Here is a 15,865-nt window from a genome sequence, read left to right on the forward strand (position 1 = left end):
GCTGCCCCCGGCTTCGGCGGCGGCGCCGCCGGCCGTACCCGACAGGGGCGTCGTTTATCCTGCGGCGGCGGGCAAGCCTCGCGTGGCACCTGGAGGGGGCGCGGCATCCGCAGGTTCGGCGCAATCGCGCCTGGCGACGGAATCGATCGAATTCCTGTACGATATGGAGTTTTTCATCAACCGGAGGCTGGGCAAGCCGTCGCCGATGAAGTTCGACGAAAGCTGGTTCAAGCGCGCACTTGCGAAGGACGGCGATTCGATCGTCGTCATTTCGGACGACGAATTCATCAAGGTGCACGTCCATTCCCGCAAGCCGGGCGACGTGCTGAACATGGCGCTTCCGTACGGCGAGCTGACCGACATCCGTATTCTTAATATGCGGGAGCAGCATCGCGATCTGCTTGATCACGACGGTACGGTTTACGACGAGACCGCCGATGCGGAGCTGCGAGCGCCGCATGCCATTCTGGCGGAGACCGGGCTTGCGGCGCCCGAGGTGCTGACCGGCGGCGCGCCGGTGCAGGGAGTACCCCCCGAGCATGTACACGAATATGCGCCGTACGGCATAGTGGCGGTCGCGATGGGAGAAGGGATCTCCAACATTTTCCGCGAGAACGAGGTCGACATCGTACTGTCCGGCGGGCAGACGATGAATCCGAGCACCGAGGATTTCGTCCAGGCAATCGCTTCGCTCTGCGCCGAGCATATCTATCTGCTGCCGAACAACGCCAACATTATTTTGACGGCGCAGCAGGCTGCCGAGCTCAGCGAACGCAGCGTCACAGTTGTGCCTACGCGGACGATTCCGCAAGGAATGGCCGCCTTGCTGGCTTTTAACGAGGCGGAAACGCCCGCGCGGAACACCGAGCGCATGAAGCAGGCGGCGGAGTCGGTTCTGTCCGGCCAGGTGACGCTGGCGGTCCGCGACACGGAGATGGGCGGACTGACGATTCGCAGCGGCGAATATATCGGCATTATGGATAAAGAAATCGTCTCGTCCTCGGCGAGCCTGCAGGAGGCTTGCCGGACGCTGCTGTCCCGGATGATGGAAGAGGGCGGCGGCGAGCTCGTGACCATCCTGACCGGAGAAGGCTCTGTGGAAGAAGAGACGGACGGGCTTGTGGAGTGGATTTCGTCCGAATTTCCGGAGGCCGAACTCGAGGTACATTCGGGCGGACAGCCGTTGTATCCATATTTGATAGCGGTAGAATAACGGTTAATGGGGAGGCGGAGCGCGTGTGCGCGGTTAAAATCGTAGTGGACAGCACGGCCGATATTTCGCAGGAGCTTCGGGAGCGGCTGGGTATCGGGATGGTGCCGCTGAAGGTTCATTTCGGCGAGGAGCAATTTTTGGACGGCGTCACGATCGAAGCAGACGACTTCTATGACAAACTGGCATCCTCGTCTGTGCTGCCGACGACATCGCAGCCTTCACCGCTCGATTTCCAGGAAGCCTATGAGCGGATCTTAAGGGAAACGCCTGACGCTCAGATCATTTCCATCCATCTTGGCTCGAAGTTCAGCGGCACTTATCAATCGGCGATGATCGGACGCTCCATGATGAAGTCCGACGCCGACATCACGGTCATCGACACCAAGTCGGCTTCCTACGGCTTTGGCGCGATCGCGGTCCGCGCGGCGGAGCGCGCCAAGGAAGGCCGCTCGAAAACGGACGTTTTGGCTGAGATCGACCGGCTGTCGCGCGACCTGAAGCTATATTTCCTCGTGGATACGCTGGAGTATCTGCAGCGGGGCGGCCGCATCGGCAAGGCGGCGGCGTTGTTCGGCTCGATCCTGAATATTAAGCCGATTCTGTCGATCGATAAAGAGGGCGTGGTGGCCCCGGTGGACAAGGTTCGGGGGTCGAAGAAAGCGATGCAGCGCATCGTCGAGCTGCTCGAGCCCGACTTCGGCAGCGATCCGGTGAACGTTGCGATTGCGTGGAGCAAGTTGGACGAGCCGGCGAAGGAGCTGCTCGCCTTGGTCCAGAACCGGTTCAATGTGCAGGATGTGCATTACACGACGCTCGGCGCCGTGATCGGCACCCATGTCGGGCCCGGAACGGCGGCCGTGTTTATGTATAGGGTGTGATTCAAATGATGATGACGACGACGGCATTGCATGACATCGCCGTCCGGCAAATCAAAGGCGTGAGCGCTCCCAAGCAACAAGAGCTTCACGCCTTTGGCATTGTGTCGGTGGCGGATTTGCTCGAATATTTCCCGTTCCGCTACGAGGATTACCGGCTGCGCTCCCTTGCCGAGGTGAAGGACGGCGAGAAAGCGACGGTGCAGGGCAAAATTATGAGCGCCCCTTCGCTGCAGCGGTACGGCCGCGGCAAGTCGCGCCTTTCCTGCAGGGCGGCGGTGGAGCACTTGCTCGTTACGGCGGTTTGGTTCAACCGTCCGTTTCTTCAGGAGCAGCTTATGCCCGGACGCGAAATTACGCTGACCGGCAAATGGGATCAGCACCGTCGCCAGCTGACCGTATCCGACTCGGAGTTTCCCGACAAGGGAACGGCCAAGACGGGCACGCTCCAACCGGTGTATTCGGTCGGCGGGGCGATTACGCAGGCCTGGATGCGGAAGACGATCAAGCAGGCGCTCGACCAATACGGCGCGATGATCCCGGAGGTGCTTCCCCATGCCCTGACGGAAAAGCATAAGCTCATCCCCGGCCGCGAGGCCGTGATGCGGATGCATTTGCCGGACGATGTGAAGGCCGGCCAGGAGGCCCGCCGCCGCATGGCTTACGAGGAACTGTTTCTGTTCCAGCTTAAGCTGCAGGCGTTCCGGGCGCTGACCCGGGACAAAATGGACGGCGTGGCGCATACGGCCGACAACGAATCGATCCGTTCCTTCGTGGCCGGATTGCCGTTCGAATTGACGGGCGACCAGAAGAAGGTCATCAACGAAATCATGTACGATATGCGCCAGCCCTCGTGCATGAACAGGCTGCTGCAGGGAGACGTCGGCGCCGGCAAAACGGTCGTCGCCGCCGTGGCGCTGTATGCGGCGGTGAAGTCGGGGCATCAGGGGGCGCTTATGGTGCCGACCGAAATATTGGCGGAGCAGCACGCCCGCACGCTGGAGCGGCTTTTGGAGCCGCACGGTGTCCAGATCGGTTTGCTGACCGGCAGTCTCACCGACCGCAAGCGGCGCGACGTTATCGCCGGCCTGCAGATGGGGCTGATCGACATCGTCGTCGGCACGCACGCGCTGATCCAGGAGGACGTGTTTTTCCGCAGCCTGGGTCTTGTCGTGACGGACGAGCAGCACCGATTCGGCGTCAACCAGCGCAGTATACTGCGGCGCAAGGGGATGAATCCCGACGTGCTGACGATGACCGCGACGCCGATACCGCGCACGTTGGCGATTACCGCATTCGGCGATATGGACGTCTCGACGATCCGCGAGCGGCCGCAGGGCCGCAAGCCGATCAAAACGTATTGGGTCAAGCATGACGCGATGGACCGTGTGCTCGGCTTTATCAGGCGGGAGGTCGGGGAAGGCCGGCAGGCCTATGTCATCACTCCGCTGATCGAGGAATCCGACAAGCTGGACGTGCAGAACGCGATCGACCTTCACGTTCAGATGCAGCAGGCGTTCCCGGACTTGCGGGTGGCGCTGCTGCACGGACGGCTGTCCGCATCTGAGAAGGAGGCGGCGATGCGGTCGTTCGCCGCAGGGGAGACGCATGTGCTGGTTGCGACAACAGTCATCGAGGTCGGCGTCGACGTTCCAAACGCCACGCTGATGGTGATCATGGACGCCGAACGGTTCGGCCTGTCCCAGCTTCACCAGCTGCGGGGGCGCGTCGGCCGGGCCGGGTACCAGTCGTATTGCGTGCTGGTGGCCGATCCGAAGTCCGAGACCGGGCAGGAGCGCATGGCCGTCATGACGGAGACGGACGACGGCTTCGAGGTGGCGCGCCGGGACCTCGAGCTGCGCGGGCCTGGCGATTTTTTCGGCACGAAGCAGAGCGGCTTGCCGGATTTCAAGGTGGCGGACATGGCCGCCGACTTCGCGCTGCTCGAGACGGCACGCGACGACGCGGCGGAGCTCGTCACGCGGCCGGATTTCTGGCAGCTGCCCGAGTATGCGGGGCTGCGTTTGCGGCTGGAGCGCGAGGGCATTTTCCAAGGCGATTTGCTCGATTAATCCGCCCGCAAGCAACAACCGCGAAGTAGCGGCATATCCTTTACTGATTGGGATGCGCAACGCAACGCCCAAATGCGGCAGGAAGCGCATCCGTACAATTGGAAGGAGGTGCGGACGCTTGTCCTATCAACAATACGGAATCCGGCCGGAGCTGGTCGGGCGCGTGAAAGTGAAATTGAAAAACTCGGCCGTCAAGGATCGGGTCAAAGGATTGGTGCACGGCATCACGAGGGCCGATCTTCAGGACCGGCCCAAGGTGAAGCGAATGGTGAAATCGGCTGCGGTCATCCTGAACGAGCCGCTTGCGGATGTGGAAACCGATCAGATCGTTTCGTTTATCGTCGGGCAGCGTATCGATCCGAACAATACGTTTCATCTGCTCAAGCTTTGGGGCATGTTTCGATAGCGCGGACAGTGAAAAGAGGCTTCTCCCGTCGTCATCAGCGGATGGCGGTGGAGAAGCCTCTTTTTTGTGCGGTGCTGAGAGGTAGAGGCGCAGATCCGTTGTCTACCGCCGGGTGAGCATTGCCGGGACTCAACGTCCCATCAGGCATCTGGGAAGCGGATGCAGGACGGTCCATTATGCTTGACGCTGCCGACCGCCGCATCTACGGGATAGGCTTCAAACTCGCCGTCCTTGCGCCATTCATAGAATCCATCGGCCGGAAGATCACATCGCTTCCGCTGAAACGCCTGCCGAAAGGCCGGCTTGCCCGCAGCGGTTTCGGAAATATCCCGCACGACGTCTCCGGTTCGGGAATAACCTGCGGGTAGATACAAATACTGGTGCTATCGCCGGCCGAATGGCGAACCGCCTGGACGGAAGGGGATTTGATGATGAGCGATGCCGGCGACCGGCTAAAGAAAGCGCGGCAGGTTACCCGTCGATTGGCGCGCCTTGCCGTGTGGCCGATGGCGTTCGTGCGTTACACGGCAGACAAGTGGGAGGCTTACGCCGCCAGCAGGCGCATGGTCAAATCCGCCGAGCGCTTGCGCCTGTTGGAGCAGGCGGTGCGGGAGCTGAAGGAGGCGTGGGCGAAACAGGCAGGGGACGCCACAGCGGAGGCGAACGCCCTGATGGAGGCGGCGCAGCATGAACCGGGAACGCCGGGGCATGCCGACAAGGGCGGAGCCTCCGGCGTTGCCAGCGCCCCGGGAGCAGGCGGTGCGTGGAGCTCGGCGCTATTGCCGGGGCTGCCTCTGCTGCCGACGCCGACGCTCGGCGAACGGGAGCGGGCCATCCTTCACCGCGTTCGCGAGCGGACGCGGCAGCTGAACCGCAACAACGTGACGCGCACGGAGGCTTACCGCGCCATATATTTTCGCACTCCCGAGCTGCATTGGGCGTTGCTGGCTCACATGGTGTCGCGCAACGGCGGTTGGAATATGAGCGACCTGCAGGGCGAGATGCTGCCGCGGCTGCTCGGCCTCGAACAGCGGGAGGCGACGTTCCTCATGCTGGAACGGGCGAACGCGCTTATTTTTCACGATGCTTACCCGCAATTGCTGCTGTACGAGGAGGGCAAACGGCTGGGCCGCGATTTGTCTGGGCTGCTGCCCGCGCTCGGCGTATCCAGCTTTATGGTCCCCGTATTGAAGCAGTTCGGCCGCAAACAAGATCCCGTTCCGCTCACGGTCGCGCTGATCGTCAATGAGCAGCATTACATCGAGAAGCGGGTCGTCCGGAACCCGATGTTCCGGCAAAGCGTGCTCGACACGATGTTTTTCGGCCTGCAGTCGCTGCTGCAGCTGAATCAGGTCGTCTTCCCGTACGGAGTCGATTTTCCAATCGGCGAACGCAGCGCTCCCATCGTGTTCGGGCGTGAAAGGAACATCGGCACCGGCGAAGGCCTCCGGCTAGCCGGCCTCATTCTGGAGGACTTCGACAGTCTGCGGGAACGGATCGAATTCGGTAAACGGCTGTACGCGCTGCTGTTCGGCATCCCGGCAATCCGCAAAGGCGTGCACCGGTTCGCCAAAGCGGTTCGCCATACCGCCTCGCGGGCCGATTACGCGCCGGAGCTGTTCGCGCCCGTGCGTCAGCGTCATCCCCAGCGGCCTTATCGGCCGAGGCTTGACGGTCTTCGGCTCCGTCCGGGAGCCGAACCGCTGTACAGCCCGAACCTGGGGGACGCGTGGTCGGACCGGGAGGTAGGGGCGGCGGAGCCGGGCGACTGGTTCGCAGGCGAAACGGGAAATGTCCGCCACGTCGAGCGCTATTTTCGGACGCTTCCGCTGCCGGCAGCTTTCGAGATCACCAATGAATACGGCTTCGCCCTGGGCAAGCTGGAGCTGGCGGCGATAGCAGCCGAGGGGATGCCGTGACGGTGGCCCGTCTTAAGAAGCAGGCGAAGCATCTGCCGGGCAGCACAATGGTTTGCGGACGGATCGGCGACTATCAACTTGGAGAGATCATACGATGAGCAGCGCAAGGCATTATGACAACAAGCGCTCGGAATCAGGCAGAAGCTTTTCGCGCAGGACGTGCGGAAGGCTTTTTTCTTACGGGCTCCCGAAAAGCAGCCAGCATACGCAGCAGAGCCGTGCTTCACTTTTTGGGTATTATTTTATGCTATGATAAAGGGTAGATTGTACAGGGTGAGGTGTCGTTATGGAGAAGTGGATATTGATCGACGGCAACAGCATCGCGAGCCGGGCGTTCTATGCCATGCCGCCGCTTACGAATTCATCGGGGCTGCACACGAACGCCGTTTACGGATTTACGACCATGCTGCTTAGGCTCATCGAGGAGGAACGCCCGACGCACATGCTTGTTGCTTTCGATGCGGGCAAAGTGACGTTCCGCCACGAGGGCTATACGGAATATAAGGGCGGCCGTGCCAAGACGCCGCCGGAGCTTTCGGAGCAATTCCCGGTGCTGAAGGATCTGCTCAAGGCGTTCGGCATCGCACAGTTCGAGCTGCCGGGCTACGAGGCGGACGACATTATCGGCACCTTGACGCGTCTGGCCGATGAAGCGGGCAAGGAAACGCTCGTCGTGACGGGCGACAAGGATATGCTGCAGCTCGCTTCCGAGCATGTGACGATTGCGATTACGCGCAAAGGGATCAGCGAGGTCGACCGGTTCTCGCCCGAAGGGCTTGCGGAGAAGTACGGCCTGAAGCCGGAGCAGATCATCGACCTGAAGGGGCTGATGGGCGACGCGTCCGACAACATTCCGGGCATCCTGGGCGTCGGCGAGAAGACTGCGCTCAAGCTGCTGCACGAGTACGGCTCGGTCGAAGAGGTGCTGGCGCACGCGGACGAGCTGAAGGGCAAAATGAAGGAGAAGGTCGAGCAGCATAAGGACGACGCGATCATGAGCAAAAAGCTCGCCACGATCTTCCGGGAAGTTCCGCTGGATCGCGGAACGGAGGAGATCGCCTACAACGGTTACGACCGGGTTGCTTTGTCCGAGGCATTCCGCAAGCTGGAGTTCCGTTCGCTGCTCGAACGGCTCGACCTGCCTGCCGGCGGGGCGACGGCGGAGGCAGCGGCGGAAGCGGCCGCGGAGCTGAACGTCGTTATGCTGGATGCGGGGACGGTGTCGGTGCTTACGGCGGACAAGCTGTCCGGCGTGCGCGCGTTGTACTTTGAAGCGGCGGGCGAGAATCCGCATATCGCGACGCCGCTCGGTCTGGCGCTGGCGTGCGAGGGCGTCCTGTACGCCATGCCGTTCGAGGTGCTGCAAGCCGACGGTGCGGCTCCGCTGCGCGATTGGCTGGCGGATCCCGAAGCGCGCAAGGAAGGCTACGATTTGCATAAGGCCGCGCTGGTGCTGTCCTGGCACGGCATCGAGCTGGCCGGCGCTTCGTTCGATGCGCTGCTGGCCGCTTATTTGCTCGACCCGACCGAAGCGAACTATTCGCTCGTTGGGCTGTGCGCCCGTTACGGCCTGCAGGGTGTGGCGTCCGACGAGGACGTGTACGGCAAAGGCGCCAAATTCGCGGTTCCGGCCGTCGACAAGCTGTGCGCGCATCTGGCGCTCAAGGCGGAAGCGGTGCGGCTGCTGGCGCCGAAGCAGAAGGAAGAGCTCGAGAAGAACGGTATGAACAAGCTGTATTACGAGCTGGAGCAGCCGCTTTCCGACGTGCTCTGCGGGATGGAGCTGCAGGGCATCGTTGTGGACGCGGAGGTGATTGCGGCGCTCGGCAAAGAGCTAGAGAAGAATATTTCCGGCCTGATGCTCGGCATTTACGGGCATGCGGGCATGGAATTCAACATCAATTCCACCAAGCAGTTGGGTGAAATTCTGTTCGACAAGCTGGGGCTCCCGGCCAAAAGGAAGACGAAAACCGGCTACTCGACCGATGCCGAGGTGCTGGAGGAGCTGGCGCCCTATCACGAGATGGTGCGGCTCATTCTGGATTACCGCCAATTGGCCAAGCTGCAGTCCACCTATGTGGAGGGGCTGCTGAAGGAAATCCGCAAGGAAACCGGCAAGGTTCATACCTACTATCGGCAGACGATTGCGGCGACGGGCAGGCTGAGCAGTCAATTCCCGAACCTGCAGAACATTCCGATCCGGCTGGAGGAGGGCCGCAAAATCCGCAAGGCGTTCGTACCTTCGGAGAAAGGCTGGTACATGCTCGCGGCGGATTATTCACAGATTGAGCTGCGGGTGCTAGCTCATATTTCGGGCGACGAGGGACTGACCGAGGCGTTTCGGACCGATATGGACATCCATACGAAGACAGCCATGGACGTGTTCGGCGTCGAAGCCGGCCAGGTGGACGGCAACATGCGCCGCGCGGCCAAAGCAGTTAATTTCGGGATCGTGTACGGCATCAGCGATTTCGGCTTGTCGCAGAACCTGAAAATTACGCGCAAGGAAGCGGGCAGCTTCATCGAGCAATATTTTGCCGCGTTCCGGGGCGTTCGCAAATATATGGACGATATCGTGATCAAGGCCCGCGAGGACGGCTACGTCACCACGCTGCTGGAGCGGCGGCGTTATTTGCCGGAGATCAAGGCATCCAACTTCAACCTCCGTTCGTTTGCGGAACGGACGGCCATGAACACGCCGATCCAGGGGACGGCGGCTGACATCATCAAGCTGGCGATGGTGAAAATGGACCGCGAGCTGCGGGAGCGCGGCTTGCGGTCGCGGATGCTGCTTCAGGTGCATGACGAACTTGTATTCGAGGTGCCGGAGGACGAGCTGGAGACGATGCGAAAGCTTGTGCCGGACGTGATGGAGTCCGCCATCGAGCTGGATGTGCCGCTGAAGGCGGATGTCAACTACGGCGTTAACTGGTATGAGGCGAAATAACGCGATTTTTGAGGTATAATGGGGTAGGGTGATGACAACATGCCGGAATTGCCGGAGGTAGAAACGGTCCGCCGCACGTTGAACGAGCTGGTGGCGGGCAAGACGATCGATCGCGTAACCGTCTCGTTGCCGCGCATCATTCAGCGGCCGGCCGAGCCGGAGCAATTCGCCGATCTGCTTGCCGGAAGAACGATCGTAACCGTGGAGCGGCGCGGTAAGTTTTTGCGGCTGCTGCTGGACGGGCTTACGCTTGTATCGCATCTGCGGATGGAGGGCCGGTACGGTCTGTACCGCAGCGATGAACCAGTGGAGAAACATACGCACGTGATCTTCCACTTTACCGACGGCACGGAGCTCCGGTATAAGGATGTCAGGCAGTTCGGGACGATGCACGTATTTTTGCCGGGAGAGGAATTGGACAGCCCGCCTCTGAATAAACTTGGACTGGAGCCGCTGGACGATTCGTTTACGCTTGAATCGCTCCGCAGGCTGCTGGGCCGGCGACCCGGTCCGATCAAGCCGCTGCTGCTGAATCAGACGTATGTCGTCGGATTGGGCAACATTTATGTCGACGAAGCGCTGTTCCGTGCCGGAATACACCCGGAGCGGCCCGCCGACTCGCTGGAGAAGGACGAATGGGAGCGGTTGTTCCGGGCCATACGTGATACGCTCGGCAGAGCCGTCGAAGCCGGCGGCTCGTCGATTAAATCATATGTGAACGGCCAGGGTGAGATGGGGATGTTCCAGCATTCGCTGCTCGTATACGGCCGCAAGAACGAACCGTGCAGCCGCTGCGGCTCGGCGATCGAGAAGACGGTGCTCGGCGGGCGCGGCACGCATTACTGCCATACCTGCCAACCGCCTTTTCGCGGCAAGAAAGGCGCACCGCAGACTGGCGCGCGCAAGGCACGATAAGCTGCGCAAGGCCATGCACGATGCACATGGGTGATCTTCCCGCATATGATGTAACAGACATGGGCGCCGGCGGCGCGGCTTGAATCCGCGGCCGGCCATGGGGGAGGAACATCGCGTGCTCGTGCATTTGCTTTCGCTGCTCCTGCTGGCGTTCGCCGTCAGTCTGGACGGCTTCGGGGTGGGCGTGACCTACGGCCTGCGCCAAATTCGCATCCCCGGCTTTTCGATCGCCATCATCGCCGTATGCTCGGGCTTCGTTATCGGCTTGTCGATGATAGCCGGACAATGGCTGACGGCGTGGTTGTCGCCGATGCTCGCGCGTACGCTCGGCGCGGTCATTCTGATCGTCATCGGCTGCGGGGCGCTCTATCAGCTGCGACGCAGCCGCGCCGGCGGCATCGCGGAAGAACAGCCGGCAGCGAACATGGAGACAGTGCCGTTGTTGCCGTTGCCGTCTGGGGCCCGTTCAACCGGGAGGGGCTCGTCTGCGGCTGCCGTCGCGACATTGATGAAAATCGAGCTGAAACGGTTCGGGCTCGTCATTCAGATTTTGCGGACTCCGCAGGCGGCCGACGTTGACCGCTCAGGCATCATTTCCCCGTCGGAAGCGCTGCTGCTGGGCGTTGCCTTGTCGCTGGATGCGCTCGGCGCGGGGCTGGGGGCGGCAATGCTCGGTTTCTCGCCGCTCTTGACGGCGGGATTCATCGCGGCCTCAAGCGGCCTTTTCCTGCTTACGGGGATGCGGGTCGGGTTAAGGTTTGCCGATTGGCGCGGGATGCGGGCGATGTCGGTCCTGCCGGGATTAATATTGATCGTAATGGGCATTACTAGATTGTTATGAGGTGAAGGAAATGATCATCGGATTGACCGGCGGGATCGCCTGCGGCAAAAGCACGGTCGGCGCCATGCTCGCAAGCCGCGGCGCGTTGCTCGTCGATGCCGACCGGGTCGCCAGGGAGGTCGTGCTTCCTGGCGAACCGGCTTTGGCAGCCGTTGCAGGCGTGTTCGGACAAGTCATCCTGCATGAGGACGGCACGCTGAACCGGGCCAAGCTCGGGGAGATCGCGTTCGCGGATTCGGATAAGCTCCGGACGCTCGAGTCCATTTTGCATCCGGCGATCCGCACACGCATGTGGGAGCAGATGAACCGGACCAAAGCGGACGAGCCCGGGCGGCTGATCGTGGCGGATATCCCGCTGCTGTACGAAACGAATCAACAGGATTTATACGGCGGCGTGCTCGTTGTGTACGTGCCCCGCCAGGTGCAATTGGCAAGGCTGCTGAGCCGCAACCCGGGATTGACCCGGGAGCAGGCGCTGCAGCGGATCGAGGCGCAAATGGACATCGAGCGGAAAAAATCGCTGGCCGATTGGGTGATCGACAACAGCGGCACGATCACCGAAACCGAGCGGCAGGTCGAAGCTTTTTGGAACGAGTTGGGCCGTGCATGAGCTGGCTGCGGAAAAAAAGGGTGCTGCTTGCGCTTTGTGCCGCGCTGCTTGCGCTGCTGTTCATCAATTCGTCCTGGATTGGCAGGCTGATGTATCCGATTCGGTACAGCGAGGACATTACGGTGAGCGCGGAAAACAACGATGTCGATCCTTACCTCGTTGCTGCGATTATCCGGACGGAGACCAATTTCCGGACCGGTAAAGTGTCCAGCAAGGGCGCGCTGGGCATTATGCAGATCATGCCGGAAACGGCACAATGGATTATCGAGCGGGCGGAGTTCAGCAACGTGTCTCTGGACGATATCCGCGAGCGGGCGGACGTCGGAATCGAGCTTGGCGCCTGGTATCTTCATTCGCTGTACAAGCAGTTCGGCGGCAATCCGGTGGCTGCGGTCGCGGCTTACAACGCGGGTCCGGGCAATGTCCGCGGCTGGTTGAACAAAGGCGTCTGGGACGGCAGAAGCGAGACGAGCGACACCATTCCGTTCGGCGAGACGAGACACTATGTACAACGCGTGATGTACTATTATAATAAATACAAAACGATTTATCCGACCTTATGAATCCGTTTCCCGATCCGGGGATCACGAGAAAAAGCTTCGGCGCAGACGCCTTGTCGGCATGCTGCGCCAAAGCTCTTGATAGTAAGCCTAAGGAATATTAACGGAATTGACCGGCGAGTTGTGACTCGGCGAGTTCGACCAGCTTACGGGTGATCATTCCCCCGAGGGAGCCGGCGTCACGGGTAGCCATGTTACCGTAGTAACCGTCTTGCGGAATGGCGATACCCAGCTCTTGAGCAACCTCAAACTTCAGTTGGTCCAAAGCGAAAGTCGCTTGCGGAACGACCAAAGTATTGTTGTTGCGGTTGCCTCCACTGTTTCCTCCTCCAGACATTGCAGTTCACCTCCTTGCGGTTGGTAACAGTATTATGCTCGTATTTTCGAAGATCATTACGGAAACGGATGGGGAATTAATCCCATATCGACAAGCAAGGGAGTATCCCGGCCGGTCGAGCATCCGAATGGAGGGTTAGCGAACCGATGAAATGTCCATATTGCGATTATTCCGGCACGAAGGTGCTTGATTCACGGCCGGCCAACGAGAACAAATCGATCCGCCGCCGCCGCGAGTGCGAGAAGTGCAACCGCCGGTTCACGACGTTCGAGATGATCGAGGAGACGCCGCTGATCGTCATCAAGAAGGACGGAAGCCGCGAGGAATTTAGCCGCGACAAAATCCTCCGCGGCCTCATCCGGGCCTGCGAGAAGCGTCCGGTGTCGGTGGAGCGGCTGGAGGTCATCGTCTCCGAGGTCGAGAAGGAGATCCGCACGACTGCCAACGCCGAGGTCGAAAGCCGGGAAATCGGCGAATTCGTCATGGAGCAGCTCTATCCCGTCGACGAGGTCGCCTACGTGCGCTTTGCGTCCGTGTACCGGCAGTTCAAGGACATCAATATGTTTATGAAGGAGCTGAACAACCTGTTGTCCAAGCATACGCTTGGGGATAACAAAGGCTGAGCTGCTTTGAACACGGCAAAAATCGTTTGACCGCTATGCTGCGCGGCAGTCAGGCCGAGAATGGCCCGTTGCCGCCTCGGACCCCGATGGGGCTGATGCGCTTGGCCCAACTCAGGCGGCTGCCGCTTAGCTTGCCGGTACTTACTAACAAAACGCTAGGGCACGGCGTGCTTGTTTTGTAATCAAGAATATGATAATATTAATTTTATCGTTACTAGGGGCGTTAGTTCAGTGGGAGAATGTTTCGCTGGCAGCGAAAAGGTCAAGGGTTCGAATCCCTTACGCTCCACCATATAATAAATCAAGTCCTTACTAGGAGGACTTTTTTTGTTGCTATATGTATTCTTTCGTTAATAAATCTATAAGTGCGGAGTCACCATTGTATGATATGTTTTTGTCATCGTAACTATTCAGGTACCCGGTTCAACGCAACACCAATAAGGGGTGCTCCGCACCCCTCAGATAGCGAGAACAAAATTATGGGTTTTGTGTAGGAAGCATGAATGGCTTCCCCCGAATCGCTTGTTCAATGGCATCGATGATGGAGTGTGCTTGTTTCTTGGCCGTGGAGATGTAGCTGCGAATGCGGAAAAATACTTTGGCTCCTTGCTCACTCCGGAACGTGCCCGAAATTTTTTGCTGCACCTTGACCATCCGCACATCCCGTTCGGCTTGGTTATTGTCGAAAGGTACGCTGAGGTCGCATAAAAAGGTCAGTACCGCCAACCGATGTTCCCCAAGACGATCCAGCAAGTTCTTCGGTTTGCTCTGCTTTGGTTTTCCCCGTTTACCGGTAGGCTGCTCGATTGGCGGATTCTGTTTCGCATCTTCCAAACGTCCCACTTCCAGGATGCGATCGTACCTAGCGGCAAAGCAGGCAATCGCATCTGAGGTCAAGGTTTCGCCCGCTTCCACCGCTGCCTTGGCTTCCAGGAGCAGGTTGATCATGGCCTTGGCCCAGGACGGCTTTTCTTGCTCCAACACAAAGATGAGTTCCCGCAGATGATGGGCGTTGCAGAGGGCATGGTGGCACTGATCATAATGGAAATACGGGGCCCACGCGTCGTGAATGGCGTTGCCCTGAAAATTCGGCAATACGCCTGCTGCATCCATCGCCTCCTGACCTCGTTTGGCGTGGTGAAAATAATAGGTATATTGGTCCGTACTGGCGACGTGACACCACTGGGTTTTGCCTTGTACGCGAATGCCGGTTTCATCGAAGTGAGCAACCGTACTCTTTACAAGGCGCTCTACAATTTCCCGCTCAACCGGTTCGAGTTGCTTGTAGAACGAAAGGTTGGCATTCACGAGAGTTCCTTCGCTGAGCTTATGATGAAAGAGATGCTCCATCACTTCGCCCACTCGCTCATAGGGAAGGAGCTGGTACTGACTCAAATAGATGGCGGTCGCCCGGAATTTCGGACCGTATTGAACCGGGGCAGCGACATCTTCCGGAAATTCTCCCTTTACGGTGTTGCCACAAGCATCGCAGTATTTCACTTCGGCCTGGTGTTCGGTGACTTCAAGGCGAAATGGCGGCAAGTCGTGAACTTGCCGCTTCTCATGGCGGAGGACAGGGGTATGATTCAATCGTAACCGCATGAGCAAATCGTCGCCGGATGAACGACGAGATGATCCGGGTTTGCGGCAAATTCCAGCGTATGGCCCTTATGACCAGTTTGTCCGCCCGGTGCCCGTGCTCCTTTGACACGAAGGCTTTTCGGCTGCGGTTTCTTGTAACCGTCCGACGACGGAGGCGAGCAGATTCGTAACGAGCTCAACGATACTTTCAGGATTTTCTTTGCAGGCTTTGAGGATCTGTTCACGTTTCACGACTCAGCACCTCTCGCACATGGGGAATAAGCGGATAGAGATAGACGTCTTTGACAGGCACTTTCAACGTACGGTCGGTATCGTTGCGGCTTCGGCCTTGGGTCTGACCGACGAGGCACTTTCAACGTACGGTCGGTATCGTTGCGGCTTCGGCCTTGGGTCTGACCGACGCGTATCCAGTTGGCGGCTCGATAGCAAGTGCCGCGGAATCGATCCTGTTCCACGAACGTCTCCAGCAAGTAAATGGGGTGTCCGTACCGCTCGGTCCAGTCGTCGCTGATGCGCCGGGCAATACTTGCGAGAATGTGACTGGCTAAATGGGGGACAAGGACCCACGGCAAGATAAGAAATCTCATGTTATTGGTGAGAAACGGCAGGTTCATTTGCCGTAACGATGGCTTCCAACCGATCCATTCATCACGGGAAGCGACCTTCCAGGCTGCGGAACCGAAGAGCAAACAAGCAAGCGGACGCTGCAGACGGTCATAGACCATATATTTCATATTTTCGCCGACCGTGCCGCTATACCCGAGATAGTGGTATTCCGCAAGCAGATGCTTGAATAATTTTGAGGCTGCCGCATCACGAACCCTATCGATGCGCAGCGGAGAAAGATCGCGAAGTGAACTTACGATGTCTGCAGTAGAATGAGCAACAGGTGTACGGTGGCGAACCGAATTCCCAATGCAGACGGAACGAGCGGCGGGCAAACGA

The 15,865-nt window shown here is 59.5% G+C and carries 15 protein-coding genes, 1 tRNA gene and 1 pseudogene; 12 read left to right on the forward strand and 5 right to left on the reverse strand.

Annotated features, from left to right (window positions below):
- The 4 genes from BG52_RS11300 to BG52_RS11315 all read left to right on the forward strand — a co-directional run.
- The coding region (locus BG52_RS11300; protein WP_397310981.1) for a DAK2 domain-containing protein at positions 1-1,213 on the forward strand (1,213 nt) is incomplete at its 5' end.
- A 23-nt stretch (positions 1,214-1,236) separates the two neighbouring features.
- Positions 1,237-2,091, forward strand: a complete 855-nt coding sequence (locus BG52_RS11305) for a DegV family protein (RefSeq protein ID WP_036580665.1) — start codon at positions 1,237-1,239, stop codon at positions 2,089-2,091.
- Between the two features lie 5 nt (positions 2,092-2,096).
- Positions 2,097-4,160, forward strand: a complete 2,064-nt coding sequence (gene recG, locus BG52_RS11310) for an ATP-dependent DNA helicase RecG (protein ID WP_223298995.1) — start codon at positions 2,097-2,099, stop codon at positions 4,158-4,160.
- Positions 4,161-4,278: 118 nt separating this feature from the next.
- Positions 4,279-4,566 carry a stage VI sporulation protein F gene (locus BG52_RS11315; protein ID WP_036580668.1) on the forward strand — a complete coding sequence of 96 codons (288 nt, stop codon included), beginning with the start codon at positions 4,279-4,281 and terminating at the stop codon, positions 4,564-4,566.
- Positions 4,567-4,790: 224 nt separating this feature from the next.
- On the opposite strand, the pseudogene BG52_RS16820 reads toward BG52_RS11315, so the two are convergent.
- A pseudogene (locus BG52_RS16820) lies at positions 4,791-4,889 on the reverse strand (SOS response-associated peptidase family protein); the annotation flags it as partial.
- A gap of 105 nt (positions 4,890-4,994) precedes the next feature.
- Here BG52_RS16820 and BG52_RS11325 point away from each other — a divergent pair.
- The 6 genes from BG52_RS11325 to BG52_RS11350 all read left to right on the forward strand — a co-directional run bounded on the left by BG52_RS11325 (position 4,995) and on the right by BG52_RS11350 (position 12,361).
- Positions 4,995-6,485 carry a DUF2515 family protein gene (locus BG52_RS11325; RefSeq protein ID WP_051602322.1) on the forward strand — a complete coding sequence of 497 codons (1,491 nt, stop codon included), beginning with the start codon at positions 4,995-4,997 and terminating at the stop codon, positions 6,483-6,485.
- A gap of 286 nt (positions 6,486-6,771) precedes the next feature.
- Positions 6,772-9,432: a DNA polymerase I gene (polA, locus tag BG52_RS11330; RefSeq protein ID WP_036667288.1), complete on the forward strand. Its 2,661-nt coding sequence runs from the start codon at positions 6,772-6,774 to the stop codon at positions 9,430-9,432.
- A gap of 39 nt (positions 9,433-9,471) precedes the next feature.
- Complete coding sequence (gene mutM, locus BG52_RS11335; RefSeq protein ID WP_036580681.1) at positions 9,472-10,347, forward strand: DNA-formamidopyrimidine glycosylase; 876 nt, start codon at positions 9,472-9,474, stop codon at positions 10,345-10,347.
- Between the two features lie 115 nt (positions 10,348-10,462).
- Positions 10,463-11,188: an MntP/YtaF family protein gene (locus tag BG52_RS11340; protein WP_223298996.1), complete on the forward strand. Its 726-nt coding sequence runs from the start codon at positions 10,463-10,465 to the stop codon at positions 11,186-11,188.
- Between the two features lie 10 nt (positions 11,189-11,198).
- Positions 11,199-11,798 carry a dephospho-CoA kinase gene (gene coaE / locus BG52_RS11345; RefSeq protein ID WP_036667289.1) on the forward strand — a complete coding sequence of 200 codons (600 nt, stop codon included), beginning with the start codon at positions 11,199-11,201 and terminating at the stop codon, positions 11,796-11,798.
- Positions 11,795-12,361 (forward strand): lytic transglycosylase domain-containing protein, encoded by a 567-nt coding sequence (locus BG52_RS11350; protein ID WP_036580686.1) that lies wholly within the window; start codon positions 11,795-11,797, stop codon positions 12,359-12,361. Before coaE ends, BG52_RS11350 begins: the two co-directional genes overlap by 4 nt.
- A 97-nt stretch (positions 12,362-12,458) precedes the next feature.
- On the opposite strand, the gene BG52_RS11355 is transcribed toward BG52_RS11350, so the two are convergent.
- A complete protein-coding gene (locus tag BG52_RS11355; protein WP_036580689.1) occupies positions 12,459-12,695 on the reverse strand; it encodes an alpha/beta-type small acid-soluble spore protein in 237 nt (78 codons plus the stop codon).
- Positions 12,696-12,841: 146 nt separating this feature from the next.
- Between BG52_RS11355 and nrdR the strand changes: the two genes are divergently transcribed.
- Entirely contained in the window at positions 12,842-13,318 is a 477-nt protein-coding gene (gene nrdR / locus BG52_RS11360) for a transcriptional regulator NrdR (RefSeq protein WP_036580692.1), read from the forward strand.
- A gap of 217 nt (positions 13,319-13,535) precedes the next feature.
- Positions 13,536-13,610 (forward strand) — tRNA-Ala (locus BG52_RS11365).
- A gap of 185 nt (positions 13,611-13,795) precedes the next feature.
- On the opposite strand, the gene tnpC is transcribed toward BG52_RS11365, so the two are convergent.
- The 3 genes from tnpC to BG52_RS15460 all read right to left on the reverse strand — a co-directional run.
- Positions 13,796-14,920, reverse strand: coding sequence for an IS66 family transposase (tnpC, locus tag BG52_RS15455; RefSeq protein ID WP_081793820.1), 1,125 nt, complete (start codon positions 14,918-14,920; stop codon positions 13,796-13,798).
- Positions 14,905-15,144 (reverse strand): DUF6444 domain-containing protein, encoded by a 240-nt coding sequence (locus BG52_RS16825; RefSeq protein ID WP_223298997.1) that lies wholly within the window; start codon positions 15,142-15,144, stop codon positions 14,905-14,907. Before BG52_RS16825 ends, tnpC begins: the two co-directional genes overlap by 16 nt.
- Before the next feature lie 3 nt (positions 15,145-15,147).
- A partial coding sequence (locus tag BG52_RS15460) for a Druantia anti-phage system protein DruA (protein WP_144340801.1) occupies positions 15,148-15,865 on the reverse strand: 718 nt, incomplete at its 5' end.

The organism is Paenibacillus darwinianus (assembly GCF_000598065.1).
GTDB classification, from domain to species: Bacteria; Bacillota; Bacilli; order Paenibacillales; family Paenibacillaceae; genus Paenibacillus_I; species Paenibacillus_I darwinianus.

What these genes read in the sequence shown, in the direction of transcription:
- recG (WP_223298995.1), top strand. Translation starts at nt 2,097, where the DNA reads ATGATGATGACGACGACGGCATTGCATGACATCGCCGTCCGGCAAATC.
- BG52_RS11325 (WP_051602322.1), top strand. Translation starts at nt 4,995, where the DNA reads ATGATGAGCGATGCCGGCGACCGGCTAAAGAAAGCGCGGCAGGTTACC.
- polA (WP_036667288.1), top strand. Translation starts at nt 6,772, where the DNA reads ATGGAGAAGTGGATATTGATCGACGGCAACAGCATCGCGAGCCGGGCG.
- mutM (WP_036580681.1), top strand. Translation starts at nt 9,472, where the DNA reads ATGCCGGAATTGCCGGAGGTAGAAACGGTCCGCCGCACGTTGAACGAG.
- coaE (WP_036667289.1), top strand. Translation starts at nt 11,199, where the DNA reads ATGATCATCGGATTGACCGGCGGGATCGCCTGCGGCAAAAGCACGGTC.
- BG52_RS11350 (WP_036580686.1), top strand. Translation starts at nt 11,795, where the DNA reads ATGAGCTGGCTGCGGAAAAAAAGGGTGCTGCTTGCGCTTTGTGCCGCG.
- BG52_RS11355 (WP_036580689.1), bottom strand. Translation starts at nt 12,695, where the DNA reads ATGTCTGGAGGAGGAAACAGTGGAGGCAACCGCAACAACAATACTTTG.
- nrdR (WP_036580692.1), top strand. Translation starts at nt 12,842, where the DNA reads ATGAAATGTCCATATTGCGATTATTCCGGCACGAAGGTGCTTGATTCA.
- tnpC (WP_081793820.1), bottom strand. Translation starts at nt 14,920, where the DNA reads ATGCGGTTACGATTGAATCATACCCCTGTCCTCCGCCATGAGAAGCGG.